The sequence below is a fragment of the Promicromonospora sp. NPDC023805 genome, assembly GCF_040639635.1.
GTDB lineage: Bacteria > Actinomycetota > Actinomycetes > Actinomycetales > Cellulomonadaceae > Promicromonospora.
In genome coordinates this window covers 102,734-129,718 of record NZ_JBFAAH010000014.1, presented here as the reverse complement: position 1 = coordinate 129,718, position 26,985 = coordinate 102,734, and the positions used below count along the sequence as shown (strand labels likewise).

24 protein-coding genes are annotated in these 26,985 nt (G+C 71.5%); 16 read left to right on the top strand and 8 right to left on the bottom strand.

All coding sequences use genetic code 11. The features are described from left to right. Window positions 1-4: 4 nt before the first annotated feature. The 4 genes from AB0F70_RS15515 to AB0F70_RS15500 form a co-directional block, all read right to left on the bottom strand. Window positions 5-742, bottom strand: a complete 738-nt coding sequence (locus AB0F70_RS15515; RefSeq protein ID WP_357449506.1) for a VOC family protein — start codon at window positions 740-742, stop codon at window positions 5-7. A 161-nt stretch (window positions 743-903) separates the two neighbouring features. Next, complete coding sequence (locus AB0F70_RS15510) at window positions 904-1,965, bottom strand: ArsR family transcriptional regulator (RefSeq protein WP_357449504.1); 1,062 nt, start codon at window positions 1,963-1,965, stop codon at window positions 904-906. A gap of 87 nt (window positions 1,966-2,052) precedes the next feature. Then, window positions 2,053-3,114 (bottom strand): glycoside hydrolase family 5 protein, encoded by a 1,062-nt coding sequence (locus AB0F70_RS15505; RefSeq protein ID WP_357449501.1) that lies wholly within the window; start codon window positions 3,112-3,114, stop codon window positions 2,053-2,055. 99 nt (window positions 3,115-3,213) lie between these two features. After that, on the bottom strand, window positions 3,214-4,602 hold the full coding sequence (locus AB0F70_RS15500; protein WP_357449498.1) for an NAD(P)/FAD-dependent oxidoreductase: 1,389 nt from the start codon (window positions 4,600-4,602) through the stop codon (window positions 3,214-3,216). Window positions 4,603-4,682: 80 nt separating this feature from the next. On the opposite strand from AB0F70_RS15500, the gene AB0F70_RS15495 reads away from it, so the two are divergent. The 3 genes from AB0F70_RS15495 (at window position 4,683) to AB0F70_RS15485 (ending at window position 8,121) form a co-directional block, all read left to right on the top strand. Continuing rightward, entirely contained in the window at window positions 4,683-6,053 is a 1,371-nt protein-coding gene (locus tag AB0F70_RS15495; RefSeq protein WP_357449495.1) for an amino acid permease, read from the top strand. A 75-nt stretch (window positions 6,054-6,128) separates the two neighbouring features. Continuing rightward, window positions 6,129-7,370: a metallophosphoesterase family protein gene (locus AB0F70_RS15490; protein WP_357449492.1), complete on the top strand. Its 1,242-nt coding sequence runs from the start codon at window positions 6,129-6,131 to the stop codon at window positions 7,368-7,370. Between the two features lie 31 nt (window positions 7,371-7,401). Continuing rightward, window positions 7,402-8,121 (top strand): MOSC domain-containing protein, encoded by a 720-nt coding sequence (locus AB0F70_RS15485; protein WP_357449489.1) that lies wholly within the window; start codon window positions 7,402-7,404, stop codon window positions 8,119-8,121. 35 nt (window positions 8,122-8,156) lie between these two features. Here the strand turns inward: AB0F70_RS15485 and AB0F70_RS15480 are convergent, their stop codons facing one another. After that, complete coding sequence (locus AB0F70_RS15480) at window positions 8,157-8,651, bottom strand: DUF6194 family protein (protein WP_357449485.1); 495 nt, start codon at window positions 8,649-8,651, stop codon at window positions 8,157-8,159. A 42-nt stretch (window positions 8,652-8,693) separates the two neighbouring features. On the opposite strand from AB0F70_RS15480, the gene AB0F70_RS15475 reads away from it, so the two are divergent. Beyond that, window positions 8,694-9,551: a MerR family transcriptional regulator gene (locus AB0F70_RS15475; RefSeq protein ID WP_357449482.1), complete on the top strand. Its 858-nt coding sequence runs from the start codon at window positions 8,694-8,696 to the stop codon at window positions 9,549-9,551. A 4-nt stretch (window positions 9,552-9,555) separates the two neighbouring features. Here AB0F70_RS15475 and AB0F70_RS15470 read toward each other — a convergent pair whose 3' ends face one another. Further along, window positions 9,556-10,047, bottom strand: a complete 492-nt coding sequence (locus AB0F70_RS15470) for a PH domain-containing protein (RefSeq protein WP_357449480.1) — start codon at window positions 10,045-10,047, stop codon at window positions 9,556-9,558. Window positions 10,048-10,062: 15 nt separating this feature from the next. Beyond that, the gene (locus AB0F70_RS15465; RefSeq protein ID WP_357449477.1) at window positions 10,063-10,746 is read right to left on the bottom strand and encodes a histidine phosphatase family protein; all 684 of its coding nucleotides are present in this window, start codon (window positions 10,744-10,746) and stop codon (window positions 10,063-10,065) included. A 193-nt stretch (window positions 10,747-10,939) separates the two neighbouring features. Here AB0F70_RS15465 and AB0F70_RS15460 point away from each other — a divergent pair, with 193 nt between their 5' ends. The 9 genes from AB0F70_RS15460 (at window position 10,940) to AB0F70_RS15420 (ending at window position 21,955) form a co-directional block, all read left to right on the top strand. Next, window positions 10,940-11,980: an AraC family transcriptional regulator gene (locus tag AB0F70_RS15460; RefSeq protein ID WP_357449474.1), complete on the top strand. Its 1,041-nt coding sequence runs from the start codon at window positions 10,940-10,942 to the stop codon at window positions 11,978-11,980. 64 nt (window positions 11,981-12,044) lie between these two features. Beyond that, window positions 12,045-13,892, top strand: coding sequence for an FAD-dependent monooxygenase (locus AB0F70_RS15455; RefSeq protein ID WP_357449471.1), 1,848 nt, complete (start codon window positions 12,045-12,047; stop codon window positions 13,890-13,892). Continuing rightward, window positions 13,885-14,781, top strand: a complete 897-nt coding sequence (locus tag AB0F70_RS15450) for a dioxygenase (protein ID WP_357449468.1) — start codon at window positions 13,885-13,887, stop codon at window positions 14,779-14,781. The genes AB0F70_RS15455 and AB0F70_RS15450 overlap by 8 nt, the downstream gene beginning before the upstream one ends. A 74-nt stretch (window positions 14,782-14,855) precedes the next feature. Then, window positions 14,856-16,160 (top strand): ABC transporter substrate-binding protein, encoded by a 1,305-nt coding sequence (locus AB0F70_RS15445; RefSeq protein WP_357449465.1) that lies wholly within the window; start codon window positions 14,856-14,858, stop codon window positions 16,158-16,160. Between the two features lie 67 nt (window positions 16,161-16,227). After that, a complete protein-coding gene (locus AB0F70_RS15440; protein WP_357449462.1) occupies window positions 16,228-16,977 on the top strand; it encodes an ABC transporter ATP-binding protein in 750 nt (249 codons plus the stop codon). Beyond that, window positions 16,974-17,708: an ABC transporter ATP-binding protein gene (locus AB0F70_RS15435; protein ID WP_357449460.1), complete on the top strand. Its 735-nt coding sequence runs from the start codon at window positions 16,974-16,976 to the stop codon at window positions 17,706-17,708. The genes AB0F70_RS15440 and AB0F70_RS15435 overlap by 4 nt, the downstream gene beginning before the upstream one ends. Continuing rightward, on the top strand, window positions 17,708-18,607 hold the full coding sequence (locus tag AB0F70_RS15430; RefSeq protein WP_357449458.1) for a branched-chain amino acid ABC transporter permease: 900 nt from the start codon (window positions 17,708-17,710) through the stop codon (window positions 18,605-18,607). The genes AB0F70_RS15435 and AB0F70_RS15430 overlap by 1 nt, the downstream gene beginning before the upstream one ends. Next, entirely contained in the window at window positions 18,604-19,626 is a 1,023-nt protein-coding gene (locus AB0F70_RS15425; protein WP_357449456.1) for a branched-chain amino acid ABC transporter permease, read from the top strand. The genes AB0F70_RS15430 and AB0F70_RS15425 overlap by 4 nt, the downstream gene beginning before the upstream one ends. Before the next feature lie 805 nt (window positions 19,627-20,431). Continuing rightward, complete coding sequence (locus AB0F70_RS15420; protein WP_357449453.1) at window positions 20,432-21,955, top strand: adenylosuccinate lyase family protein; 1,524 nt, start codon at window positions 20,432-20,434, stop codon at window positions 21,953-21,955. A 93-nt stretch (window positions 21,956-22,048) separates the two neighbouring features. Here AB0F70_RS15420 and AB0F70_RS15415 read toward each other — a convergent pair whose 3' ends face one another. Continuing rightward, complete coding sequence (locus AB0F70_RS15415) at window positions 22,049-22,660, bottom strand: ribonuclease H (RefSeq protein ID WP_357449450.1); 612 nt, start codon at window positions 22,658-22,660, stop codon at window positions 22,049-22,051. A gap of 219 nt (window positions 22,661-22,879) precedes the next feature. On the opposite strand from AB0F70_RS15415, the gene AB0F70_RS15410 reads away from it, so the two are divergent. The 3 genes from AB0F70_RS15410 (at window position 22,880) to AB0F70_RS15400 (ending at window position 26,862) form a co-directional block, all read left to right on the top strand. Beyond that, complete coding sequence (locus tag AB0F70_RS15410; protein WP_357449577.1) at window positions 22,880-24,010, top strand: VIT1/CCC1 family protein; 1,131 nt, start codon at window positions 22,880-22,882, stop codon at window positions 24,008-24,010. 224 nt (window positions 24,011-24,234) lie between these two features. Next, window positions 24,235-25,617 (top strand): hypothetical protein, encoded by a 1,383-nt coding sequence (locus AB0F70_RS15405; RefSeq protein WP_357449447.1) that lies wholly within the window; start codon window positions 24,235-24,237, stop codon window positions 25,615-25,617. A gap of 81 nt (window positions 25,618-25,698) precedes the next feature. Then, window positions 25,699-26,862 (top strand): hypothetical protein, encoded by a 1,164-nt coding sequence (locus tag AB0F70_RS15400; RefSeq protein WP_357449445.1) that lies wholly within the window; start codon window positions 25,699-25,701, stop codon window positions 26,860-26,862. The last annotated feature ends 123 nt before the right edge of the window (window positions 26,863-26,985 follow it).

Below are 26,985 nucleotides of genomic sequence, written 5' to 3'. Positions count from 1 at the left end.
TGAGTCAGTGCACCAGGCAGAACGGGTGGCCCGCGGGGTCGGCGAACACCCGGAACCCTTCCTCGTGGTTGGGAAGACGCGTCGCGCCCAGAGCAAGGACCGCTGCCTCGCCCGCGTCGAGGTCGGGAACCTCGATGTCGAGGTGGAGCTGCTGCGGGTATGCGGGATCGGGCCATCGGGGCGCGTTGTACCCCTCCACCGACTGGAAGAGCAGCGGCTTCGGACCGCCCAGCATGGCGACCCCCTCGGCGTCGTAGGTGACCGGCTCGCCCACCACGCCCGACCAGAACTGGGCAAGCTGCGACGCGTCAGGGCAGTCGAAGGTCGCGCCCATGACGGTGACGCCCTCGGCCTCCTCCTTGAGACAGATGTCGAACGGGTGCCCTGCCGGGTCGACGAGAGTGATCCACTGCTCGCCCTCCCGCAGCACGGTGGCCCCGAGCTCGACCGCGCGGGCGCTCGCGGACGCCAGGTCCGACGCGTAGAGGTCGAGGTGCGCCTGCTGCGGGTGCTCCTGACCCGGCCACTGCGGCGCCACGTGGTCGGGCGCCAGCTGGAACGCGATGCCCCAGCGGTCAGGGGTCACGACGGTGGTCCAGTCGTCATCCGCCTTCGACACGGTGCCGGCCGTCAGCGCCTTCCAGAAGTCCGCCTCGGCAGTGAGGTTCGGGACGTCCAGGACGACGGAGTCCAGGGTGCCGACTCCGCCAGGAGCGGGCACGGCAGAAGTTGGTGCGGTCATTGACTCAACCCTTCAAGAGGTCGTCTCACCGAGAGTGTTTCGCTCCTCCACCATGCACCGAGCCACTGACACTCCCCACCGGACCGGCCCCCGGAGTTATCCACAGGCTTCGTCCACAGCCCTGTGAACAGGTTGCCGGTCCCCGCGGTCGAGCTGACCGGCTACCGGGCCTTCCGCTGACCCTTCACGCCCAGCACCGTCGCGACGGTCGACCACGGACGCCTGGCCGCGCGCGGCAGCCAGCCGCGCGGTATCCATGCCGGTGAGCCGTCGAGCGATCCGGCCTCGTCCGCGGCGTCGATCTCCGCGAGCAGCGCCCGGACCCGGGCGGTGATGTCGTCGACTATCCGCTCGACCTCCTCGATCGGGCGGCCCGCGGGGTCGTCGAGCGGCCAGTCGAGGTAGCGGCGTCCCGGGTAGACGGGGCAGGAGTCACCGCAGCCCATCGTGACGATGACGCCGGAGGCGCGCACTATGTCGTCCGTGAGCTCACGCGGGAACTCGATGAGCCCGTCGAGGCCGCGCCGGGCCAGGACCGTCTCCGTCATCGGGTCGGGCTCGGCCACCGGCCTCGTCCCGGCGGTGCGTACGCGGATGCGGTCGCCCGCGAGGCGCCGGGTGACCGCCGCCGCGATCTGGGACCGGCCGGTGTTGTGGACGCAGACGAAGAGCACGTCACGCGGGGAGCCGTGCGTCACCTCCGTCATCGCGGCGAGGCGGTCGGTCGCGAGCCACGCGGCCAGCGCGGGCAGGTGCCCGGACGACCCGATCCGCCGGCTCAGGGAGGAGTAGCACTCGCGGACGAGACGATCCACGGTTCCGGCGCCCGCGTTCGCGGCGAACCCTTCGCTGAGGGTCTCGATCACCCGGTCGAGCAGTGCCTCGTGGTCGTGCACGTCGAGCGCCGCTTCGCCCGGGTACCGGGGCGCCGCGAGGGCCGCCGCGCCGAAGCGCGCGATCCCGCGCGACGACACCCGGTACGACGGCACCGGCCCCACGACGGCGACCAGGCCTACCGCCACCAGCGCGTCGAGACCCTGTGCCACGTCCGCGACGGCCGGTACGTCGACAGCGTCTCGCGGCGCGTCTGCGGCGGCGTACCGCGCCAGGTCCTCGGCGGTGGCGCGACCCGCGGGATGCGTGAGCATGCGGGCAAGCAGGCGCAACCGTTCAGGGTTCGCCATCGTCAGCTTCTGCGCGGAGCGCAGCTCGTCCGGGGTCATGATCTCTCCTTGGCGCGGTGTGTCCGGGCGCCAGGAGCGAGGCTACCTCGCGGCTTCGCCGAGCAGAGAACCAGCGTTGCCGAGGCCTCAGGACGAGGCGCCGGCGAACACCCGCGCTAGCACCGACGTCTCCGCGAGCCCGTCCGGCCCGGTGATGACCCGGTTGCCCCACGCCGTCCGCTGCGTCGGGTCGAAGCCCGTCACCATGTCCAGGTACTCGACCCCGCCGCCGTTGCCGCTCCAGGACCACGCGAACCAGCCGATCCCCTGTGACCGGGTGTACGACATGATCGTGGCCTCGTCGGGGTTGCCGTCGGAGTGGTCGTGCCCGAACTCGCCCACGATGATCGGCAGGCCCCGGCTCGTGAAGGCGTCGAGGTAGGAAGTGACCTCGGCGGCGGTGTCGTACACGCCGTACATGTGCACGGAGAACACGGTGTTGCCGTCCGGGTCGGCCGCGAGGACGTCCGCCGCGGAGTCCCGCATGATGCCCTGCCAGTCCTGGCCCCAGGACGGCGCGTCCACGACGATCGTGTGCTCGAACCCGGCGTCGCGCAGCCGCTCGATCGCGGCGGAGGTGTCGGCGGCCCAGTTCGCGTTGACCGCGGCGTTGTTGCCGTAGGGCTCGTTGCCGATGTTGATGAGCACGCGGTCCTCGGTGCCCCGCAGCGTGGGCAGCAGCGAGATCCAGTAGCTGGCGGCGGTGTCGAGGGTGCTGGCCGCGCCCTCCTCGCCGTAGCCGGTCGTGTCGTGGTCCTCCAGCATGCAGATCAGCCGGTTCCCTTCGCACAGGCTGACGACGTTCGCGACGTCGGCCGGCTCGTTGCGGTTCCAGCGGGTCCCGTCGCTCAGGACCACCCGTACCGAGTTGGCGCCGGCTTCGGCGATGTCGGCGAACGAGCCGGTCTCCGAGGCGTACCAGGTGTGGGCGTGGCTGACGCCGCGCAGCAGCAGGGGTGAGCCGTCGCTCTCGACGAGCTGCCCGCCGGAGACGTGGATGCCGACGGCGTCCACCCCGCCGGCGTCGGCGCCGCCGTCGGGGGCAGAGGGCGCCGCGGCCCCTGCCGACTGGGCGAGCAGCGGGACGAGCAACAGGCCGAACATCGCGGCCGTAGCGGTACCGGAGATGGTGGCGCGTGTGGGTCTCATGGTGCCTCCCCTTCGAGGTTTACATCGATGACAGCCCTCGAAGGGTCTCCCACACGCCCGTGGGAAAGACAGGAAGCGAAACGCTTAAGCCGTCCGGGTTCAGACCTCGGGAACCGGCGGTGTCCCGGGTTTGGGCGGCCGCACCGTCGGCACGTCGCCCACGATCGGCACGGGGCGCCGGTGGAACGGGAAGCCGTAGCGCGTGGCCAGGCCCGCGAGCGTCGTGACCCGGTTGCGCGGGCCGACCAGCGACATGATGTGCACGAACAGCCACGTCAGCCACGCCAGGCCCTTGGTGATCCGCAGGGACTTGCCGCCCGGCAGGTTGATCTCGGCGATCGCGGCGCGCCGGCCGATCACCGCCATCGTGCCCTTGTCGACGTAGCGCAGCTGCTGCAGCGGCCGGTCCTCGAGGAGCGCCCTGATGTTGCGGCCGACCACGGTGCCACCCTGGATCGCGGGCTGGGCCAGCTGCGGCAGGTCCGACGGCGAGACCGCTATGTCGCCCGCCGCGAAGACGCCGGGCAACCCCTCGACCTGCATGTCCTCGCCGACCTTGATGCGGCCGTACTCGTCCTGCGGCAGGCCCCAGCCGGCGACCTCCTCGTGCGGGCGCACACCCGCGGACCAGACGGTGAGGTCGGCGTGGATGCGCTTGCCGTCGGTGAGCACCACGGCGTCACGCTCGACGGCGGCGACGCCGGCGCCCAGGTGCAGCGAGACCCCGCGCCGGGCCAGCTCCTTGGTGGCGTAGGTGCGCAGCTTGGGCGCGAACGCCTTGAGGATCTCGCCGCCGCGCTGCACGATCTTGACCTCGAACGCGTCACCGTGGATCTCGGGGTAGGCGGGCGCCAGGCCGGCGGTCCGCAGCTCGGCGAGCGCGCCGGCCACCTCGACCCCGGTGGCTCCGCCGCCCACGACGACAACCCGCAGACCGTCGTCGAGCCGCTTGGACTTCGCCGCCTTCTCCAGGCGGATGAAGAGGTTGTCGCGGATCCGCAGCGCTTGCGACCGCGAGTACATCGGGAACGCGAACTCCTTGGCGCCCGGCGTCCCGAAGAAGTTGGTGGTCACGCCCGCCGTCACCACGAGGTAGTCGTAGCTGACCCAGTGGTCGTTCAGGAGGCGGATCTTCTTCGCCTGGTGGTCCGCCTCCACGAGGTGCTCGTGGACCACGTGCACGTTCTTCTGGTTGAGCCGCAGCCCGCGCAGGAAGTAGGTGACGTCGCCGGCGTTCAGCCCGCCGGTCGCCACCTGGTAGAGCAGCGGCTGGAAGGTGTTGTAGACCCGGCGGTCGATCAGCGTGATCCGCACCGGCGCGTCCCGCAGCGCCTTCACGACGGCCATGCCGGCGAATCCGCCACCGACCACCACCACGTGGGGCAGCGGTTCCGGGTGCCCCTCAAGGGGTGTCTCGAGGCCGTAGTCCTCGGTCTCGACGGAGCGGGCCTCACCAGGGTGCACGGGGGTTTGTGCGGAGTCGGTCACGCCCCAAAGTCTCTCACCGGATGAGCCACTCACATCCGCTGTGGACCGGCACCCGGTCGCTCGGGTTACCGTGGTCGGTCGTGAGCACCACCGACGACCTGAGCCGCCAGCTGGCCCACGGACTACGACCCCGGCACCTGACGATGATGGGCCTGGGTTCCGCCATCGGAGCAGGCCTGTTCCTCGGCTCCGGCCTCGGCATCGCCGCCGCCGGGCCGGCCGTCCTCCTCAGCTACGCGATAGCGGGCGCCATAGTGGTGCTCGTCATGCGGATGCTCGCGGAGATGGCCTCCGCACTCCCGTCGAGCGGGTCCTTCTCCGTCTACGCGGAGGCCGCGCTCGGCCGCTGGGCCGGATTCCTGCTGGGCTGGCTGTACTGGTTCACCATCGTCATGGTGCTCGGCGTCGAGGTGACCGGCGTGGCCGGGATCGTGCACGGCTGGTGGCCCGCCGTGCCCCAGTGGGCGGTCGCCGCCGTCATCGTCGCGGTGTTCGGCGCGATCAACCTCGTCGGCGTGCGCCAGTTCGGCGAGGCAGAGTTCTGGTTCGCGACCATCAAGGTCGCGGCGATCGTCGGGTTCCTGGTCCTCGGCGTGCTCATCGTGACCGGTGTCGTGCCGGTGGCGGGCAGCGCCCTGGGGAACTGGGCCGCGCACGGCGGCTTCGCGCCCGCCGGCCTGCCCGGTATCGCGGCCGGCCTGCTCACCGTGGTGTTCGCGTTCGGGGGCATCGAGATCGTCACTATCGCGGCGGCCGAGGCCAGGGACCCGCAGTCCGCGGTGGCGACCGCCACCCGGACGATCCTCTGGCGCATCCTGTTCTTCTACGTGGGCTCCGTCGCGATCATGGTCGCCCTGATCCCGTGGACCGACGCCGCCCGCCTCGAGTCCCCGTTCGTGTCCGTGCTCGAGATGGCAGGGTTCGACGGCGCCGCCCGGCTCATGGAGGTCGTCGTGGTGCTCGCGCTCCTGAGCGCCTTCAACGCGAACGTCTACGCGACGTCGCGCATGCTGTTCTCGCTCGGCGGGCGGGGTGACGCCCCGGCGCTCGCGACCCGGGTCTCGCGTCGTGACGTGCCGTGGGTGGCAGTCCTGGTCTCGGTGTTCTTCGGCGTCGTCGCGGTGCTGCTCAACTACCTGCTGCCCGAGTCGCTGCTCGGGGTGCTCCTCAACGCCGTCGGCTCGGCGCTGCTCGTGGTGTGGCTGCTGATCGTCGTCTCGCAGCTGCGGCTGCGACCGCAGCTGGAGGCCGCGGCCGCCGGGCGCGGCGAGACGTTGCGCCTGCGTGCCTGGGGCTACCCGTGGCTCTCCTGGGTAACGCTCGTGGCGCTCGTCGCGGTGGTGGGTCTCATGCTGTCCGACGCCGCCGCCCGGCCGCAGATCGCCGCGACCGCCGGCCTGGTCGTCGTGATCCTGGCGGTCTACGCGGTCGCGCGTGCGGCGCGGCGGTAGGCGTTCAGCAGACCGTCACCGGGGGTCCATCCGCCCGTCGGACGATCGCCAGCCCGGCCCTCGATCGTCGTCGGTATGAGCGAGCAGACTGCCGGCGGCATGCCGAGCGAGATCAACCCGGCCGACGGCGGCACCGCGGGGAGCGGGACGTCCGCCGTCGACCGCCGGACGTTCCTGTCCCTGAGCAGCCTCGGGGCGGCCGGCGTCGCGACCGCCGCGACCGTCGCGGCGGCCGCGCCCGCCGGCGCGACGGAGCTCAGCAGGCACTCCCAGCGCGGGCTGCGGTTCGGGCGGGACGGCAAGTTCAAGATCGTCCAGTTCAACGACACGCAGGACGACGAGAAGGTCGACCGCCGCACCCTCGAGCTGATGCGCGCGGTGCTCGACGACGAGCGGCCGGACCTCGTGATCCTCAACGGCGACAACATCACGGGCGGCTGTGACACCCCGCTCGAGATGCACCAGGCGATGAACAACGTGGTGCAGCCGATGGAGGAGCGCGCGGTGCCGTGGGCCATCACCTTCGGCAACCACGACGAGGACTCGACGCCGAAGAGCGGGGTCGACGAGACGGACATGCTGGCCTTCTACCGGTCATACCGGTACAACGTGAACGGCCCGACGGCGCGCGGCGTCACCGGCCAGGGCAACTCGAACCTGCTGATCGACGGCTCGAACGGGCGCCCGGCGTTCAACGTCTGGCTGCTCGACTCCGGGCGCTACGCACCCGAGCTGCTGGCCGGCCAGGACTTCGAGGGGTACCCCCACTGGGACTGGCTGCGCATGGACCAGGTCAAGTGGTACTACGACACGTCGGTGCAGATCGAGCGCAAGGCCGGGCACGTCGTCCCGGCGCTGATGTTCATCCACATCCCGCTGTGGGAGTACCGGTTCATGTGGTTCGGCTCGGTCGACGGCCGCACCGACGCCGACCACGAGCGGGGCAAGGCCCGGCACCGTATCGAGGGCGAGCGGAACGAGGAGGAGTGCCCCGGGCCGTTCAACTCGGGCATGTTCTCGGCGATCCAGCAGCGCGGCGACGTGCGCGGCGTGTTCTGCGGTCACGACCACGTGAACACCTACTCGGGTGACTACTACGGCGTGCTGCTCGGTTACGCGGGAAACACCGGGTTCGGCACGTACGGCCTCTCGGGTCCGGAGCGCAACCGCCTGCGCGGCGCGCGCGTCTACGACCTCGACGAGTCGGCGGACGGCGTCCTGACCGGCACGCGCATGCGGTTCGCCGCCGAGTTCGGCATCGACCTCACGGCCAACGACCAGTGGATGGAGCCGCTCCCGCTGCCGAAGGGCAAGTGACCCCGGCCCGGGGATGGGGGAGCATGTGCGCATGGTTGAGCTCCTCGCGGTCTGCCGCGTCCACGTCCTGCTTCCCGACGCCGGCACCGTGGGAGTAACGGCCATCGACAAGCGCCCGGTCGAGGGCCGCGTCAAGGTCCGGCCGTACGGGCTCTACGCGGACGTCCAGGCGGACCGCGCGAGCCACGGCGGCCTCGACCAGGCCGTCTACGCGTACGCGCAGGAGGACGCCGACTTCTGGTCCGCCGAGCTGGGCCGCGAGGTCACGCCCGGGCTGTTCGGCGAGAACCTGCGCGTGCGGGGGCTGGACGTGAACCGCGCGGTGATCGGGGCACGCTGGCGGGTCGGCTCGTCGCTGCTCGAGGTGACGCACCCACGCGTGCCCTGCCAGACCTTCGGCCGCCGGCTGGGCGAGCAGCGCTGGGTGCGCCGGTTCACGCAGGCGAACCGCACGGGCGCCTACCTGCGCGTGATCGAGAACGGTGACATCGGCGCGGGTGACACGGTCGACGTCGTGCACACGCCAGTGCACGGGGTGACCGTGGCGGACTGGTTCGCCGCGAGCTACGGCGTCGCCCGCCAGGAGGCCGGCGCTGCCGTGGACGCCGCGGACGACCGGGGCGCACCCGACCCGGACGCGCTGGAGAAGCTGGCGCTGCGGCTCCTGGACGCGCACACCCTCGGCGAGATCCGGCTGAGCGCCGGCATGCTTCGCCGCACCACCCAGGCGGCGACCGTCCCGGTCGACTGACCCGGCGTCCCGTTCTCGCTCTGTCCGGTCCGGTGTCAGTGTCGGCGGACGTAGCGGGTGCGGGCGGCGTCGTGTGCCTCGCGGAGCAGGCGCAGAACCGTGTCGGCGGTCGCCGGTCCAGGGTTGACGACGGCGATCCAGCCGGCGGACCCATAGACCGGGTGCGGCAGCACGACGTCGGGCGTGGCCGGGTCGATCGCGGAAGCCTCCGCGCCGTCGAGCCCGGTTCCGGCGTCGGCCTGGCCCGCGGTGAGTTCCCGGAACGTCGCACGGTCGACATGGATGTTCACGCGCCAGCGTCCGGCCGGGTCGAGGTCCGATCCGGTGTCGTCCGGGTAGTTCTTGGTGACGACGGTGCCGTAGGGCTGGACGGTCCGCGGCATCTGGCCGTCGGGGGCGTAGTAGAAGAAGGCGTCGCCCCAGGCCAGCTCGGGGAAGTCGGCGTCTCCGGCGGCGGGCGCCACGACGAGCGAGCCGTCGAGATCCCGCACGGTGTCGATGATCTGGTCGATACTCAGGTGGGTGCTCATGGTTCAAGCATCACCTTCAAGTGCTTGTGTGGGGTTGGCCCGATGATCCGAGGGGACCGCGCTCCGCTCCGGACCGCCGACGTCGCGCGGGAGTCCGGATACTCCGTGCAGCAGGTCCGGGACCTGGAACGGCTCGGCGTCATCCCGCCTGCCAGCAGGGCGGGCAACGGGTACCGGGCCTACACGGCCACGCACGTCCGGGCGCTGCGTGCCTACCGCGGGCTGGCGAGCGCCGCCGGGCCCGTGGACGCGCGGCGCCTGCTCACCACGACGTTCGCCGCGGCACGGGGCGATGCCGCAGGGCCGGGGACGCGCCTCGCCGATGCCGCCGCCGCGATCGGTGCGGTGCACGTCCGGCTCGCGCGTGAGCGCGACGAGGCGCTGCGTGCACGGGAGGCGCTCCGTGCCATCCGGGCGGAAGCCGCCGCGGCCGTGGCATCGGACGCCGACGCCACAGCCGCCGCACCCGGCCGGGCCGGCGACACCATGACGATCACCGAGCTCGCCGCCGCGCTCGGCGTACGCACGTCCACGCTCCGGTTCTGGGAGCAGGAGGGGCTTGCGGTCCCCGACCGCGTGACGACTCTGCGCGCTCGGCAGTACGGGACCGGGGCCATCCAGGAGGCGCGCATCGTCGCGGCCCTCCGCAGCAGCGGGTATGGCATCCCGGCCGTGCGGGACGTCGTGGCGACGCTGTGCCAGGTCGACGGCGCCGCCGAAGGACAGGTCGACGGCGCCGCCGAAGGACAGGCCGACGGCGCCGCCGAAGGAGCCGTCCGGGCGGAGCAGATACTGGACCGCCGTCTCGACCAGATCGCAGCCCGCACGGTCGCCCTGCTCCGCGCGGGCGCCGACCTGGCCGTGGTCCTCGACGAGGTGTGGCGGCAGCAGCCGGGGTGACGCCTCAGTCGTCGCTGAGCTGCTTGCCCTGGCGCACCAGGTCCTGCAGCGCGCGCTGCACCTTCTCGACGTCGGGCACGTCGTCGAGCACCATGCCCGGCTGGTCGGTGCCGTCGGAGATCACGAGGGTGCCGCAGCCCCAGAACCGGTCGCTGAGCTGCTTCTCGAACGTCACGTTGTTGATCCGGTAGAGCGGGATGTCCCGGCCGGTCTGCGTGAGGACGCCGGTGCGCAGCGCGACGCGCTGGTTGGTGATGATGTAGCGCGTGGTGCGCCAGCGCAGGAACGGCCCGGCCGCGGCGGCCAGGCCGAGCACCACCAGCGCGATCGTGGCGAACCCGAGCACCATGCCGTCCACCGGCAGGGGCACCACCCACAGCGCGACGAGGGCGGCGATCAGGACCACGAGCAGCAGGATCGGCTTGATGACCTTCTTCGGGTGGGTCCGGAGCTGCATCACGATGGTCTCGCCTTCGGCGAGGTGCTCTTCCCTCATTCCGCGAATACTGCCCTACTGGGCTGCCAGGTTCCATCCTTCTACGGTGCGCAGGCTGTGCCCGTACCCCAGCAGGCAGACGGCAGCGGTCCCCAGCTCGAACCGGGCCCCGAGCCGCGGGTCGACGCCGAGCCAGACCGTGGCGAGCACCCGCAGCAGGTGCCCGTGGGCCACGAGCAGCACGTCACCGCCGCCGTCCTCGGCCCGGCCGGCGAGCGTCTCCTCCGCCCTCGCCACCACCCGTGCCGCCCGGGTCGCCACGTCTTCCAGCGTCTCCCCGGGGCGCCCTTCGCCGTGCTCGGCCGACGGCGGCAGCACGCGCACGCCGTCGTCGAAGATGAGGAACTCCCGCCCCAGCTCCGCGGAGACGTCGTGCGAGGTGCGGCCGTCGACGGGGCCGTAGTCCCACTCGGCGAGGTCCTCGTCGACGACGGCGTCCGGGTAGCCGGCCAGCTCCGCCGTGCGCCGTGCCCGGACCAGCGGGGACGTGTACACGGCGGCGAACTCGTAGTCAGCGAGCGCGCCCCCGGCGTACCGCGCCTGCTTCTCGCCGGCCGGGGTGAGCGGGATGTCGGTGCGCCCCGTGTGCTGTCCGCTCGCGCTCCACGCGGTCTCGCCGTGCCGCAGGAGCACGAGCTGCGGGTCGCGGGAGGGCTTCAGGGGCTGCGGCCGTGGCTCGGTGCGGGATGCGTCAGACATAGGTGGAGCATCCCGCGCCTGACGGCCGCCCGCACTCGCGGCTCGCCGGGGCGCCGCGACCTGCCCCCGCCTGCCTGTCGCTGCCGCTGCGCGCCGGGGACGCCTCTGACCTGGGCGAACACGCCAGGCCAACACGCCGGGGGATCACTGGAAGTCCTGGTGCGCCCCACCCACCGGACCTACTCTGAGCAGCGTGACCCGAGGCATACCGGCGTCGCACGGCGCCGTTGATCGCTTCTCCACACGAGGCCTGCCCGCAACGCGGCGGATCGAGCTCTGGGAGAGGCACAACGCGCACGCCCTGGTGGCGCTGCAGTGCCGCATGCTCGACGAGGCGGCGCTCGAGGCCGCCGAGGCGAACCTCCAGCTGGACCGGCTGCACCTGGCGCACGTAGCGGCCAACCCGCACGCCGTCGAACGGACCGCACGGACCGTCCAGGCCCGCCCGACCGAGTCGGTGGCCCTGTACTTCACGCTCGCGGGCGAGGCGATCTTCGCCGACGACGACGGCACCCGGACCCTGCGCCCCGGCCAGCTCCTGGTGTGCGACGCCGACCGGCCGTTCCTGCGCGGCTTCGCGCACGGGCTGGAGGAGCTGGCCGTCAAGGTGCCCTACGACGTGCTCCGGTCGGTGGGCGCCACCATGCCGCGCGCCGCCAGGGTGATCGACTTCCGCAGGGGACCCGGCTCGGGAGGAAGGCCCGCGCAGGCCTCGGGAAAGGACACCTACGCGGCGGCCCTGGCCGCACTGGTCGCGCGTGCAGTGGGCTTCCAGGGGGACGGCTTGGTGAACGAGGACGCGCTGCTCGAGCTGGTCGCCGCCGTGCTGACCGAGCCGGACACCGCCGACCCACCGCCCGCGACGCGGACGCCGACGACGGGCGCCCACTTCGCCACCGCCGAGCAGTACGTGCGGCAGTGGCTGCGCGACCCCACGCTGTCCGCACGCCGCATCGCCGACGCGATAGGACTCAGCGAACGGCAGCTCTCGCGGGTGTTCGCCGAGTGCGGCACGAGCGTGCCGCGGTTCGTCGCCCGGCGTCGGGTGGAGATGGCGGGCCGCATGCTGCGCATGCCGTCCTACGCCGAGCAGACGGTCGAGGCCATCGGGCTGCGCTGCGGCTTCTCGTCGGCCGCGCAGTTCTCGCGCGTGTTCCGGGAGCAGTCGGGCATGTCGCCGTCGGAGGCCCGCCGGTACACGGGGCCTACCGACACCCTCCCCATCGGTTCTTGAGGATTTCCGCCGACTTTCATGGTCATCCCTTTCCCCAGGTGGGAGGCCACGGCAGCCTGTGCGCATGCCTGAGTTCGACGACGGTCTGACCGAGACCGCACTGCCCAGCAGCCCTGCCGGCGCCACGCCCACCGACGTCGTCGTCGAGACCGACGTCGTCGTCGAGACCGACGTACTAGTAGTGGGTTCGGGACCGGCGGGCGCTTCCGCCGCCCTGTTCCTGTCCAGCCTGGGGGTCAGCAACATCATGATCACCAAGTACCGCTGGACGGCGAACACCCCGCGCGCGCACATCACGAACCAGCGGACCATGGAGATCTTCCGCGACCTCGGCATCGAGGACCAGGTCCTCGCGGACGCCACACCGCACGAGCTGGTGGGCGACACCGTGTTCTGCACGACGATCGCCGGCGAGGAGATCGGCCGCATCCTCACCTGGGAGACCCACCCCGCGCGGGAGGCGGACGCTCGGCTCGCCTCGCCGTCGCTCACCGTGGACATCCCGCAGACCTACCTCGAGCCGATCCTGGTCAAGAACGCGACCCAGCGCGGCACGCAGTCGCGGTTCTCCACGGAGTACCTGAGCCACACCCAGGACGCCGACGGCGTCAGCACCCGGGTCCTCGACCGCGTCACCGGCACGCAGTACACGATCCGCTCGAAGTACCTGATCGGCGGCGACGGCGCCCGCTCCCAGGTGGCCGCCGACATCGGCCTGCCCATGGAGGGCGCGATGGACATCGCGGGCTCCATGAACATCACGTTCAAGGCGGACCTCACGCATCTCGTGGGCCACCGCCCGTCGGTCCTGTACTGGGTGCTGCAGCCCGGGTCCGACGTCGGCGGCATCGGGGCGGGCCTGGTCCGCATGGTGCGGCCGTGGAACGAGTGGCTGATCGTGTGGGGCTACGACATCGCGGGCGAGCCGCCGCAGCTCGACGACGCAGCGGCCGCCGACATCGTGCGCCAGCTCGTCGGCGTCGACGACCTGGACGTCGAGATCACCGGCTACTCCCTGTGGGGCAACAACCAGATGTACGCGACGCACCTGCAGCTGGGCCGCGTCTTCTGTGCCGGCGACGCCGTGCACCGGCACCCGCCGAGCAACGGCCTGGGCTCCAACACGTCGGTCCAGGACTCGTACAACCTGGCCTGGAAGATCGCCGCGGTGCTGAACGGCCAGGCGGCGCCGTCCCTGCTCGACACCTACTCGACCGAGCGTGCGCCGATCGCAGAGCAGATAGTGCTGCGGGCCAACAAGTCCGGCGGCGAGTTCCGGTTCATGGAGGTGCTGGGCGTCCTCGACGCCGAGACGCCGGAGGCGATGCAGGCCGCCATCGACGAGCGCAAGGCGAACACCCCGGCAGGCGCGGCCAAGCGTGCGGCGCTCGTGGAGGCGATGGACCTCAAGCACTACGAGTTCAACGCGCACGGCGTGGACATGGGGCAGTTCTACGAGTCCGTCGCGATCGTTCCCGACGGTTCTCCCCAGCCTGTGGACGAGCGCGACCCCGAGCTCTACTACAAGCAGTCCACGGTCCCGGGCGCACGGTTCCCGCACGTGTGGGTGGCGGACGTCGACGGGCACAAGCGCTCGACGCACGACCTCGTCCCGTACGGGCGGTTCACGCTCGTGACCGGCATCGCTGGCGAGGCCTGGGCAGACGCCGCGGCGAAGGTCGCCGAGGAGCTCGGCGTGCCCCTCGAGACGGTGGTCATCGGCCCCGGACGGGAGGTCATCGACACCTACTACGACTGGGCGAAGATGCGCGGTGTCGAGGAGTCGGGCGCGATCCTGGTCCGCCCCGACTCGCACGTGGCGTGGCGCGCGCAGACGCTCGCCGACGACCCGGCGCGCGCGCTGGGCGTCGCGCTCAAGGCGGTGCTCGGGCGGAGCGAGCACGATGCCTGAGGATGCCGAGGAACAGCCGGCCCGGGAGCAGGCCGCCCGGGAGCAGGAGCTCACCGACCGGGTAGCGGCGTCCTTCGACGGCGCCTCCGACGAGCGGCTGAGGACCGTCCTGCAGTCCCTCACCCGGCACCTGCACGCGTTCCTGCGCGAGGTGCGCCTCACCGAGGACGAGTGGAACAAGGGCATCGAGTTCCTCACGGCCGCCGGACACATCACCGACGACAAGCGGCAGGAGTTCATCCTGCTGTCCGACGTGCTGGGCGCCTCCATGCAGACGATCGCCATCAACAACGAGGCCTACGCGAACGCCACGGAGGCAACGGTCTTCGGCCCGTTCTTCGTGGACGACGCCCCGCGGATCAACAACGGCGGCGACATCGCCGGCGGCGCCACGGGGCAGCCCTGCTGGGTCGAGGGCACCGTCACGGACACGTCCGGCAGACCGGTTCCGGGAGCCCGAATCGAGGTGTGGGAGGCCGACGAGGACGGGTTCTACGACGTCCAGTACGGCGACGAGCGCACCGCCGGCCGCGCGCACCTCTACTCGGACGACGGCGGCGGCTACCGGTTCTGGGGCATCACGCCGACGCCGTACCCGATCCCGCACGACGGGCCGGTGGGTGCGCTCCTCGCGGCGTCGGGCCGGACGCCCCTGCGCGCGGCGCACCTGCACTTCATGGTGACCGCGCCGGAGCTGCGCACCCTGGTGACCCACATCTTCGTGCGCGGCGACGAGCAGCTCGCCTCGGACTCCGTGTTCGGGGTCAAGGACTCGCTGGTCATGGACTTCGAGGAGCTGCCGGCCGGCACGCCGACGCCGGACGGCCGCGCGGTGGAGGGCACGTGGTCGCGCACCCGGTTCGACATGGTGCTCGCCCCACGCGAGTAACCCGCACCACCAGAAAGTCAGAGTCACGGCACCACCGACGTAGCACGTACAACTACTGACTTGGAGTGACGACGATGGTTCGCAACGGACGGGTCCGGACGGTCAGGGCGACAGCGGCCTGGGCGTCGACAGCTGTGCTCGCAGGAACGCTCGCGGGCTGCGGCGACGTCGGCGGCGGGACGATCGGCGGGGACGGCGGGGACGACGACGTGCTGAAGATCGGCTTCGTCTCGACCGAGACGGGTCCGTCTGCGCCGTTCGGCGAGGCCAACACCTACGTGATCGAGGCGATGGAGAAGTGGTTCGCGGACAACCCGGTCACCATCGACGGGAGCGAGCACACGGTCGAGATCATCGTGAAGGACTCGCAGTCCAGCTCGGCGCGCGCGGGTGAGGTCGCCGCAGAGCTGATCAACACCGACGGCGTCGACCTGGTGCTCACCTCGTCCACGCCGGACATCACCAACCCCGTCTCGGAGCAGTGCGAGGCCAACTCGGTCCCGTGCATCTCGACGGTGGCGCCGTGGCAGCCCTTCGCGATCCGCGAGGGCGACCAGCCGGCCGACCTCAGGTACAGCTATCACGCGTTCTGGGGCCTGGAGGACGTCTCCGCGGTCTACGCGGACATCTGGAGCCAGGTCGACACCAACTCCAAGGCGGCGGGCCTGTTCCCGAACGACCCGGACGGCCAGGCCTGGAGCGCCAACTTCCCCGCCCTCACCGCGGACACGGGGGTCACCATCGACGACCCGGGCCTGTACCCGAACGGGACCCAGGACTTCTCGGCGCAGCTCTCCGCGTTCAAGGGCCACGACATCCTCGTCGGCGTGCCGATCCCGCCGGACTTCACCACCTTCTGGCAGCAGGCTGGGCAGCAGGGTTACCAGCCGAAGGTCGCGACGATCGGCAAGGCGCTGCTCTTCCCCTCGGCGGTCGAGGCGCTGGGCAATGCGGGCGACGGTCTCACCTCCGAGGTGTGGTGGCACCCGACCGCGCCGTTCTCCTCCTCCCTGACCGGGCAGACGGCGCAGGAGCTGGCGGACCAGTACGAGGCAGACACGGGCAAGCAGTGGACACAGCCGCTCGGCTTCGCAGAGGCCCTGTTCGAGATCACCGTCGCCGCCGTCGAAGAGGCAGGCTCCACCGAACCCGACGCGATCACCGAGGCCCTGTCCACGCTCGAGGTCTCCACGGTGGTCGGCGACATCGCCTGGGGTGTCGACGACACCGTCCCGCCGTACGTCGCCAAGACGCCGCTGGTCGGCGGCCAGTGGCGGCTGGACGACGGCGACAGCGGCAACCCGTACGAGCTCGTGGTGGTCTCCAACAAGCTGGCCCCGGAGATCCCGACGGGCGGCCAGGTGGAGCCCCTCCAGTAACCAACCCCCCGCTGGTCGAGCCGCCCCCACTGGTCGAGCCCGTCGAGACCCCGAAAGGACCGCACACGTGCCCCTGCTCGAGGTGTCGGCCGTCGCCAAGCGCTTCGGCCGCGTGGTCACCGCCCGCGACGTGTCCTTCGAGGTCGCCGCGGGCGAGGCGCTCGGCCTCGTCGGCCCGAACGGCGCGGGCAAGACCACCCTGCTCGACATCGTCGCTGGCACGCTGCGGGCCGACGCCGGGACGGTGGTCCTCGACGGGCACGACGTCACCCGGCTCGGCGCCGCGGCCCGCGCCGACCGGGGGATCGCCAGGTCGTACCAGGTGCCGCGGCCCTTCGGCGGCCTGACCGTGTACGAGAACGTGCTGGTCGGGGCGTCGTTCGCGGGGCGGCGACACACCGGGAGCGGTCCGGCACGGGACCCGCACGCGCAGGCCTGGCGTGCGCTCGAGGTGACGGACATGACCGAGGCGGCCAACACGCCGTCGGGCAGCCTGCGCCTGCTGGACCGCAAGCGGCTGGAGGTCGCACGGGCGCTCGCGACCGGTCCGCGCCTGCTCCTGCTGGACGAGATAGCCGGCGGCCTGACCGACCGCGAGCTGCCACAGGTCGTGAGTCTCGTGCGCCGCCTGCGGGACGACGGCGTGGCGATCGTCTGGATAGAGCACGTGCTGCACGCGCTGCTCGACGTCGTCGACCGGCTGATGTGCCTGGCCGGAGGCGAGGTGATCGCGCAGGGCGACCCGCACGAGGTGATTCGCAGCCCCCAGGTGATCGAGGTCTACCTGGGCTCGACGGTCGACGTGGGGACCGCATGAACGTCCTGGAGGCGACCGGCCTGGAGGTCCGGTACGGCGACCTGCTCGCGGTGGACGACGTGTCCCTGAACCTGGCCGAGGGGGAGACCCTCGCGGTGCTCGGCGCCAACGGCGCGGGAAAGTCCACGCTGCTGGCGGCGCTCGCGGGGACGCACCCGCCGACGTCGGGCAGCGTGCTGCTCGACGGTGAGCCGGTCACCCGGGTGCCCGCCCACCGGCGCGTCCGGCACGGGATCGCGCTGGTCCCGGAGGGGCGGCGCGTCTTCGGTTCGCTCACCGTCGAGGAGAACCTGCTCATGGGCCGCTACCCGAAGCGTCCCGGACCGTGGGACCTGCGCGCCGTGTACGACATGTTCCCGCTGGTGGCAGAGATGCGGGACCGACGGGGCGGTGTGCTGTCCGGCGGCCAGCAGCAGGCGGTGGCGATCGGCAGGGCGCTGCTGACGAACCCGCGGGTCCTGCTGCTGGACGAGGTATCGCTCGGCCTCGCGCCCACCGTCGTGACCCAGCTCTACGACGCCGTCCGGCGGATCACCGCGGCGGGCACCACCGCACTCGTCGTCGAGCAGGACCTGGATCAGGCGCTCCGCGTGTCCGACCGGGTCCAGTGCCTCCTCGGCGGCCGGACCGTCCTGGAGGCTCCGGCCGCCGGCCTGGACCGCGAGACCGTTGCAGACGCCTACTTCGGCATCACCCCGTACAGACAGACGACCAGTGAGACGGAGGAGTGATGGACTGGCTCAACGCGGGCGTGCAGGGCGTGCTGCTCGGCGGGCAGTACGCCCTGCTGGCCTGCGGCCTGTCACTGATCTTCGGCGTGATGCGCATAGTCAACCTGGCGCACGGCGTGCTCGCGGTGCTCGCCGCGTACCTCTCGCTGGTCCTGGTGCAGCAGGGGCTGCCGCTGTGGCTCGCGATAGTCGTGGTGGTCCCGGTGTTCGCGGCGCTCGGCTACGCGGTGCAGCGGGGCCTGCTCAACCCGGCGCTCGCGCAGGTCGGCGGGGACGCGGCGGGTGGCCCGCGCGGAGCGGGCGAGCTCGCACCGCTGCTCGTGTCGTTCGGCGTCGCCGTAGCGCTCACCAACCTGCTCCAGGAGGTCTTCAGCGCCGACACCCGCAAGATTCCCACCGGTGACCTCGCCTCGGCGGGGCTGCCCGTCGGCGGTCTCTCGGTAGGCGTCCTGCCGCTGATCACCCTTGCCGTCGCGGTCGCGGTCATCGTCGCGGTCCAGCTCTTCCTGGCTCGCACCACCACCGGCCGCGCCATGCGCGCGGTCGCCGACGACGCAGGGGCCGCCGCCATGTCGGGCGTCGACCCGAAGCACATGTACGCGGTGGCGACCGCCCTCGCCTTCGCCACGCTCGCCCTCGCGGGCGTATTTGTCGGCATGAGCACACAGTTCTCGCCGGGCTACGGAGACCTCGTGCTGCTGTTCGCGTTCGAGGCGGTGATCATCGGCGGCCTCGGCTCGTTGTGGGGCACCCTCGCGGGCGGAATGGTCCTGGGCCTGGCCCAGACGATCGGCGCGCAGATCGACCCGCAGTCCGGGGTGCTCGCCGGGCACCTGGTCTTCCTCGCCGTCCTCGTGGTCCGGCCGGGCGGCCTGATGCCAAGGAGCGTGCAGGCATGAGCGGGTTCGTCGTCACACGGGGCAGCCGGGGCTCCCTGGTCGGCGGCGGGGTCCTGCTGCTCGTCGTCGCGCTGCTCGCCGCCGTCGTGCCCTATGTGGTGACCCTCGGCGCGCTGTCGAGCCTCGTGATGCTCTTCGCCTTCGTGATACTCGGTACCACCTGGAACCTGCTCGCCGGATACGGCGGCATGGTGAGTGTCGGCCAGCAGGCCTACGTCGGCGTGGGCGGCTACGCCCTGATCCAGCTGGCCGACGCCGTCGGCGCACCGCCGTGGCTGGCCGTGCCGGCCGCCGGCCTGATCGGCGCCGCGATCGCCCTGCCGACGAGCTATCTGGTGTTCCGTCTGGCTGGCGGGTACTTCGCCATCGGCACGTGGGTGGTGGCAGAGGTGTTCCGCCTCGTCACCATGCGGATCGACGGCCTCGGCGGCGGGGCGGGGCTGTCCCTGAGCGCCTTCCGCGGCACCGACCGGGTGGAGCGCGTGGCGTTCGTCTACTGGTTCGCGCTGGGGCTCATGGTCGTCGTCGTGCTCGGGACGTACCTGCTGATGCGCTCTCGCGTGGGACTCGGGCTCACCGCGATCCGCGACGACCGCGTCGCGGCGAGCAGCCTCGGCGTGGCCGTGGACCGCGGGCGGCGCCTCGTGTACGTCGCGGGCTCGGCCGGAGCGGCGCTCGCGGGAGCCCTGATCGCGCTGAGCACCCTCGGGGTCACGCCGGGGTCGATCTACTCCGTGAACTGGACCGCCGCGATGATCTTCATAGTGGTGGTCGGCGGTATCGGGACCATCGAGGGCCCACTCGTCGGGGCCGTCCTCTACTGGGCGTTGCAGCAGGTCCTCGCGCCGCTCGGCACCTGGTACCTGGTGGTGCTCGGCGCTGTGGCGGTGGCGGTGGTCCTGCTGGCACCCCGCGGCCTCTGGGGCCTGGCCGCAGGCGGCTACCAGCTCTTCCCGACCAGCCACCGCACCCACCGCGTCGCCGTGGGCGCGACCGTCGCGCCCGGAACGGGCAGGTAGCCGCAACGATCGCGCCCGCGACAAAGTTGCGACGGCGCGGTGAGGGCGATGTCACAGCTTCTCCGGTCGACGCCGCGACTCCGTATCAACGAAACTGGTAGACCCGCACACACCAGCGGAGAACAACGTGCACCGTAGCTCGTACGCCTGCACCGGAGGAGGATCATGACGGACGCCGACGACGCTCAGTACCACTCCATCGCCAACCCTCGCCGGATCACGCTTCTACATCGGAGCGTCAGCGACACATATGGGTCGCAGCGCGAGGACCGCGAAGCCCCCGACGAAGCCGCTGCGAGCTGACCGCAGCCCGCCCGCGCCGAACAGCTGGTGCTCGACAGAGAGCCCGGCCGCACGCCCCCTCGTGGTGGCGGCGGCCGGGCTCTCTGCGTCCGGGTTGTCCACCATGCGAGACGAAGGCCAGGCTGTCGAAGTTCACCCGCTGGCCTCGGATCGACGCCAAGACCTGACGGTATGGGCGGCTGCGGCGGGAACCGATCCTGTGACGGACCTCACTCGCGTTACATACTTGAAACAATTCCAGGTAGCCTGGTGAAGCATCTTCTTCCACAATTCGGTACAGCGGGTCGGTGCGACAAGCAGGTGGGTACAGCGAGTTCGGCACGGCAAGTCATGCGGGCAAGGCCCCGCGGCGGCCGGTGCGAGGTGAGAAGGAACTCGCCGTCGGCGCAGTCCCATGAGGGGCAGGCCGGCCAGAGCAGGTCCAGATACGTACGGCGACAAGAACTGAGTGGGGAACCCAGGGATGAATACCGAATCGATTCGACACTTTACTGACGGACGCGTGCCCGACGCCGGGATCGCGCACCTCTTCAGCGTCGAGAACCGATTCCAGGCGCGGCTCGACGTCGAAGCCGCACTCGCACTGGCCGAGGCCGAGGTAGGGCTCATCCCCGAGCCCGCCGGCGAGGCGATCGCCCAGGCCGCGCAGATCGAGAAGCTGGACCTCGTCCGGGTCGCGGCCGAGACGGTGTCGGCGAGCCATCCCCTGATGCCGCTCATCGAGGAGTTCGCCCGGGTGGTCGGGCGGGAGTACGGCGGCTGGGTGCACTGGGGCGCCACCACGCAGAACATCACGCAGACGGCCGACGTGCTGGTGCTGCGCGACGCGCACCGCGCCCTCAAGGACCTGCTCGCCAAGGTGCTGCGGGGCATGTCGAAGCAGGCGGAGGCAAGCGCTGCGGTGCCGATGGCGGGCCGCACGCACAGCCAGCACGCCGTCCCGATCACCTTCGGCTTCAAGGTGGCGGTCTGGATCGACGAGCTCACGGCCCACACCGACCGCCTGGAGCGCCTCGAGGACCGGCTGTTCCGCGTCCTCATGGGTGGCGCCGTCGGCACGTTCGCGTCGTTCGGGCCCGCCGGGCGCGAGGTCGAGCGCCGCGTCGCCAACCACCTCGGGCTGGGCACCATGCCCGTCCCGTCGCGTGCGATCAACGACGGCATCGTCGAGCTCGTCCTCGTCCTCGGCCAGGTGGCCGGGACCGCAGGCAAGATCGGCAAGGACATCTACTCGATGATGCAGCCGGAGTTCGGCGAGGCGTTCGAGCCCATCCCCGACGGCACCGTCGGCAGCTCGACCATGCCGCACAAGCGCAACCCGCAGCTCGCCCTCGACCTCCTGTCGATGAGCGCCCAGCTCCGCGCGCTCGCCGCGCCGGCGCTCGAGTCGATGCAGCACGACCACGAGGCGAACGGCGGCATGACCGACCTCCTGGAGGAGACGGTCAAGCGGGCCACCGTCCTCGGCGGCGACATCCTGACCCGGCTCGACGTCATCCTCGACGGCCTGGTGCTGGACGAGCAGCGCATGCGTGCGAACCTCGCCCTCAGCGAGGGCCTCATCGGTTCCGAGTCGCTCATGATGGAGCTGGGCGAGCGCATCGGCCGGCAGAAGGCGCACGAGGTCGTGTACGAGGTGGCGCAGGAGTCGGCGTGCGGCGACGCGCGGTTCCTCGACCTGCTGGTGCGGAACGCGACGGTCAGCGCCTACTTCGACAGGGACGAGATCCGGCGCCTGATCGACCCGCGCGCGTACCTGGGCGAGAGCATCACCATCGCGAACGAGATGGCGCAGCACGCGCGCGCCGTCGCCGACCGGCTCGAGTTCAGCGCTCGCACGGCCAAGCCCGTCCCGTACTTCCTGCGCGAGACGGCCACGAAGGACGACGGCGACGCCGACCCGGTCCCCACGGACGCCGTCATCCACGACACCGGTATCCACATCGACGCCGACTCGGGCCGGGACTCCGACCGGATGGCCCCCGTCGCTCGAACCCCTGAGGACCTCCTGCTCGTCGGCCTCTGATCGGCAGACGCCCCGGACATGCCAGACCCCCAGGTCACGTAAGTGGCCTGGGGGTCTGCCGCGTCCGGGGGGCAGGCCTCGGTCGACCATCCCTCAGTCGAAGAGGGTCTCCGCCACCCAGGTTCGCCCTGCGCTCGTCCCGACCGGGGCCGGCGGCGTCACCCGAACGGGAGCCTCCGGCGGCTCGGCGGTGAAACCGGCGCGGCGCAGCTCGGCGTCGGGGATCATCCCGGCGTCGGGCACGAGCATCTCGCCGACGCCGCCCCGCCCCGCGTCCCACTCCTCGGCGGCGAAGCCGGCGAGCTGGTCGACGCGTTCGTTGTACGGGTTGCCCACATGTCCCCGTACCCAGTGGAACCGGACCGGGCCCGTGCGTTCCGTCACTGCACGGTCGATGCCCTGCACCAGGTCGAGGTTCGGGACCGGGTCGCCGGACGGGGAGCGCCAGTCGTTGCGCTTCCATCCTTCGGACCACTCGGACACTGATCGGATGGCGTACTGCGAGCCGGACTCCACGAGCAAGGGCTCGTCACCAGGGTGCGCCTCGATGGCTCGTAGCAGGGCAGATAGCGCTGCGACCTGGTCGTTTCCCCGGGCAGCGCCGCCCGAGTCGAACTGACCGCCCGCGTGGTTGATCCACGCCCATCCGATCGCGCCGCCGGGTGCGGCCGACCCGTGCGTGCTGACGATGATCACGGCGTCCATTGTGCCTCCTTCTGCCCGAGAATCCGTACGGCAGGCCGGGGAACGGCACGTTCGGACCCGGCCGCGCACAGAGTTCGGCGGAGCGAAAATTGCGCACTGGGGCCACGAAACCCGCGCAAGGTGATCCGTGGGCATGATGACGTAGTGCCTCACGTACCGTCCGACCCGGCCCGACGCCCGTCCGTCAGCACTCCGACGCCCGCCGAGCGTGCGCAGGAGCTGCACCCCTCCCGCCGTCGGACCCGCGCCGACATCCGGCGTTGGCGCCGGCTGCTCGCGGACGAACGCGCCGAGGCAGCGGTCTATCGCGACCTCGCCGGGCGGCGCACCGGCGAGGAGCGCGAGATCCTGCTCGCGCTCGCCCGCGCGGAGAAGAGGCACGAGTCGCACTGGCTCGACCTCCTCGGCCCCGACGTCGGCGCGCCGGTACGCGGGGACCTGCGCACGCGCGCGCTCGGGTTCCTCGCACGCCGCTTCGGCGGCGTCTTCGTGCTGGCGCTCGCGCAGCGCGCCGAGGCCAGGTCGTCGTACGCGCACGACGCCGATGCCACGGTGACCATGGCCGCCGACGAGCAGATCCACGAAGAGGTGGTGCGCGCGCTGGCCACCAGGGGCCGGAACCGGCTCTCTGGCACGTTCCGTGCCGCGGTGTTCGGCGCGAACGACGGGCTCGTGTCGAACCTCGCGCTGGTGCTCGGCATCGGTGCGTCCGGGGTGGCGACGAGCACCGTGCTGCTGTCCGGGCTCGCCGGCCTCCTCGCAGGCGCGCTCTCGATGGGTGCGGGGGAGTTCGTGTCGGTGCGCTCGCAGCGCGAGCTGCTCGAGGCGTCGTCGCCGTCGGCCGAGACCGACGCCGCACTTCCGCACCTCGACGTCGACGCGAACGAGCTGGCACTCGTGTACCGCGCCCGGGGGATGAACATCGAGGACGCGACGGCGCACGCCGACGCGGTGCTCGCCAGGCTCGCGGTCACACCCACGGAGCAGCAGGGACCGCTCCTGCGGGTGCACGAGGCGTCGCCCGAGGAGCGCGCGGCGGACCCCGCGGCCGACGTGGACGATCTCGAGACGCACGGGACCGCGTGGGGTGCGGCGCTCTCGTCCTTCTGCTTCTTCGCGTCGGGCGCGGTGGTTCCGGTGCTGCCCTATCTGCTCGGCCTCGACGGCCTCGCGGCAGTGGTCGTCGCCACGGCTCTGGTCGGGCTCGCGCTGCTGGTGACGGGCGCCGTCGTCGGTCTGCTGTCGGGTACCTCGCCGCTCACCCGGGCGCTGCGCCAGATCGCCATCGGCCTCGGGGCGGCGGGTGTCACCTACGTGCTCGGCCTCGTCTTCGGGGCCACTGTGGGGTGATTTGAGAGTTCACCCTCAGGGCTCTCCACCGTGTTCCAATAGTGTGGATACGCACGGGAAGGGCGAGATGGCGCGCCTCTCCTGACATGTCGCAGTTCCTAAGCACAAAACTCGCGATCCGCAAACCGCAGGTCTGCAGTTGCCGATATCTGGAACCCCCACCAGATTGAATGTGTATGCATCTCTGACAGCGGCCCGCCAAGGGCCGGAGAGCCGGGAGACCGATGTCGAAGGACGCGCTGACGAGCACGGGGGATCACCTCCGTCGTGCTGTCGCGCGCGCCGTCGGAACCGTGGCCCTCGGTGCAGCGGGCCTCGCGCTCGGCGTCACTCTCGCTGCCCCTTCGAGCGCCGCTGAACGCGGCCCGCTCGATGGCGTTCTCAGCGACACGGTCGACGCGACGACGCAGACCGTCACGCGAACCACCGACCTGCTCGGGCTGACCAGGACCGTGGCCGGCCAGGCCACGGCGGACAGCTCCTCGGCGGCAACGGAGCCGCCCGCGCCGGAGCCGACGGTTCCCGCGCCCGGCCCGGCCGCCGCGCCTGCGTCGCAAGTGGCGCCCGCCGCCCTGGAAGAGCGGGATGCCCCGGCGCCGAAGCCTGCCGGAACGGTGGCCGAGCCGGTCACCGGTGGCGTGCTGGACCCGCTGACCGAGCCCGTCCGCGAGGCGGTGACGAAGCCGGTGGGCGATGTGGTCACGCAGGTCGCCAAGCCCGTCGCGCAGGTGACCGCGATCGTCGGGCAGGTCTCCGACCCGATCCTCGACCCGGTCCTCAAGCCGGTCACCGAGCAGGTCGGCGAGATCGTCAAGCCGGTGACCGAGTCCCTGGCGCCAGTCACCGGCGGCCTACTGACGCCCGTCGTCGACCTGGTCTCCCCGGTGACCGACATCGTGGGCGGCGTGACCACTCCGATCGTGGGGGCGCTCAAGCCCGTCACCGCCCCCGTCACGGATCTTCTCGAGCCGGTCCTGACGCCGGTCGTCGACGTCGTCGCTCCGATCGTGCAGCCGGTGGCTCCGATCGTCGAGCCCCTGGTTCCCATCGTCGAGCCGGTGGCTCCGATCGTGGAGCCGACCGTTCCGGTGCCCGGTGTTCTGGTGCCGGAGCCTCCCGTCGTCCAGCCCTCGCGGCCGGACGGTCCAAGCACGGTGGTCCCGGCGGAGCAGGCCGAGGGCACCGAGTCGACGTACCCGGGGTCGCTGCAGGCTCCCGGTGACGTCGCAGTCGTGGTCTGGACCTCTGCCGGGGTCCAGCACGCGATGCTCGACCTGATGCAGGCGAGCGCCCTCGAGGTCGCCGCTGCATCGGCCGTCGCGGACGCACTGCGCGCCGCGACGGGGGACGTCGTCCACTCGGGCGGCCACGGTCTCCTCGGCGCGGACCTCCCGTTCGGCGCCGGTGGCGTCGGCAACGCGGTGGCCGCGAGTGCCGCAGGCCTCCTCGGCGGCGGTGCGCCCCAGCTGAAGGTGCCGGGCGGTGAGCTCATCGCTGTGCTCTCCGCCCTGCTGGTCTTCCGGGCCCGCTCCTGGCGCGTAGCGACCGACGAGGCGCGCGCGAAGCTTTCGAGCAGCTACACGGATATCCCTGTCTCTCCTGCCTGACCTGGCTGGGCCGCGCCTTCGTGTGCGGCATCGCCCGGCGGTGCATCTGCCGTCGGCTCCACGCCAGGCAAGGAGAGACCCATGGACAAAAACTTCCGTCGCGTGCTCTACACGGCACTTGTTGCGGGCGGCCTCATGGTCGTCGGCGCTTCCTCCGCGCACGCCGCCGAGGAAGGTCTGTCTGATCCAGTCACTCAGGGAGCCATCGACTCGGTAGAGGAAGAACCCGCCGCGCGCGGTGACCTCGACGCGGTCGAGAGCGCCCCGGCGGGCACGGGAGCTGATGCCGCGGACGCCGGTGCCGCTTCCCATGACCAGGGCCTGGTGGGCGACCTCGTCGGCCGTGAGGGCATCATCGGATCGCTCCTGGATGCCGACGTCGCCGGGGTTGTCGACGGGACGCTGGGCAAGGGCGGCCTGGTCGACGACCTGCTGACGGGTGGCGTCGACGAGCCTGGCACGGAGGAGCCTGGGACCGAGGAACCTGGCACGGAAGAGCCTGGGACCGAGGAGCCTGGGACCGAGGAGCCTGGCACGGAGGAGCCTGGGACCGAGGAGCCTGGCACGGAGGAGCCTGGGACCGAGGAGCCTGGCACGGAAGAGCCTGGGACCGAGGAGCCTGGCACGGAAGAGCCCGGCACGGAAGAGCCGGGTACCGAAGAGCCCGGGACGGAAGAGCCCGGAACTGAGCAGCCTGGAACTGAGCAGCCCGGAACTGACGGACCTGGAACCGACCGCCCCGGTACGGGCGGCCCCGGTACGGGTCGACCGGGTAGCGGCGGTGGCGACGACGGCGGTCCGCGCACCGAGCGTCCCGGCACCGGTGGGTATGGGACCGACGGTCCCGACGTCCACACGCCGGGAGCCGGAAACGGCCAGATGACCGGCAGTGTCACGCTCGGGGGCGAGTTCGGCACCAGCGTCGGTGCCAGCTCGACGTCCAGCGTTGACGATGACGCTGCCGGGTCGGACACCGGCCGGGACCACCCCGGCGCGGGCGTCGACATCGGCTGGGGCGACAAGTCCGGCCCTGCCCCGCGCACCTACGAGGGAAGCTACCTCTCCGGCGGTCTGGGCGAGGACCTGCATGTCACCACAGAGCCCGAGGCGGAGGCGGAGGCGGCACCAGTCATGGTGCCCGACGACGGCCTCCCTGAGCCGGGCCACATGATCACGGGGCAGCTCTCGCTGATCTCGCTCCTTCTGGGGCTGGGGATCGCGGCGCTCCGAACGCGTCGCCGGTGAAGCGTGGCTAGTCCACGCTTCGCCGGTTGACAACGATCCGGGCGCGGTCCGCGTTCATGAGCCATCACGGTGACTCATGACCGAGGGCTGATCAACACCCGGGTCGGCAGGTTCGTAGGGTCG

Coding starts and splice junctions, on each gene's coding strand:
- AB0F70_RS15515 (WP_357449506.1), bottom strand. CDS start 742: ATGACCGCACCAACTTCTGCCGTGCCCGCTCCTGGCGGAGTCGGCACC.
- AB0F70_RS15510 (WP_357449504.1), bottom strand. CDS start 1,965: ATGACCCCGGACGAGCTGCGCTCCGCGCAGAAGCTGACGATGGCGAAC.
- AB0F70_RS15505 (WP_357449501.1), bottom strand. CDS start 3,114: ATGAGACCCACACGCGCCACCATCTCCGGTACCGCTACGGCCGCGATG.
- AB0F70_RS15490 (WP_357449492.1), top strand. CDS start 6,129: ATGAGCGAGCAGACTGCCGGCGGCATGCCGAGCGAGATCAACCCGGCC.
- AB0F70_RS15485 (WP_357449489.1), top strand. CDS start 7,402: ATGGTTGAGCTCCTCGCGGTCTGCCGCGTCCACGTCCTGCTTCCCGAC.
- AB0F70_RS15480 (WP_357449485.1), bottom strand. CDS start 8,651: ATGAGCACCCACCTGAGTATCGACCAGATCATCGACACCGTGCGGGAT.
- AB0F70_RS15475 (WP_357449482.1), top strand. CDS start 8,694: ATGATCCGAGGGGACCGCGCTCCGCTCCGGACCGCCGACGTCGCGCGG.
- AB0F70_RS15470 (WP_357449480.1), bottom strand. CDS start 10,047: ATGAGGGAAGAGCACCTCGCCGAAGGCGAGACCATCGTGATGCAGCTC.
- AB0F70_RS15465 (WP_357449477.1), bottom strand. CDS start 10,746: ATGTCTGACGCATCCCGCACCGAGCCACGGCCGCAGCCCCTGAAGCCC.
- AB0F70_RS15455 (WP_357449471.1), top strand. CDS start 12,045: ATGCCTGAGTTCGACGACGGTCTGACCGAGACCGCACTGCCCAGCAGC.
- AB0F70_RS15450 (WP_357449468.1), top strand. CDS start 13,885: ATGCCTGAGGATGCCGAGGAACAGCCGGCCCGGGAGCAGGCCGCCCGG.
- AB0F70_RS15445 (WP_357449465.1), top strand. CDS start 14,856: ATGGTTCGCAACGGACGGGTCCGGACGGTCAGGGCGACAGCGGCCTGG.
- AB0F70_RS15435 (WP_357449460.1), top strand. CDS start 16,974: ATGAACGTCCTGGAGGCGACCGGCCTGGAGGTCCGGTACGGCGACCTG.
- AB0F70_RS15430 (WP_357449458.1), top strand. CDS start 17,708: ATGGACTGGCTCAACGCGGGCGTGCAGGGCGTGCTGCTCGGCGGGCAG.
- AB0F70_RS15425 (WP_357449456.1), top strand. CDS start 18,604: ATGAGCGGGTTCGTCGTCACACGGGGCAGCCGGGGCTCCCTGGTCGGC.
- AB0F70_RS15415 (WP_357449450.1), bottom strand. CDS start 22,660: ATGGACGCCGTGATCATCGTCAGCACGCACGGGTCGGCCGCACCCGGC.
- AB0F70_RS15405 (WP_357449447.1), top strand. CDS start 24,235: ATGTCGAAGGACGCGCTGACGAGCACGGGGGATCACCTCCGTCGTGCT.
- AB0F70_RS15400 (WP_357449445.1), top strand. CDS start 25,699: ATGGACAAAAACTTCCGTCGCGTGCTCTACACGGCACTTGTTGCGGGC.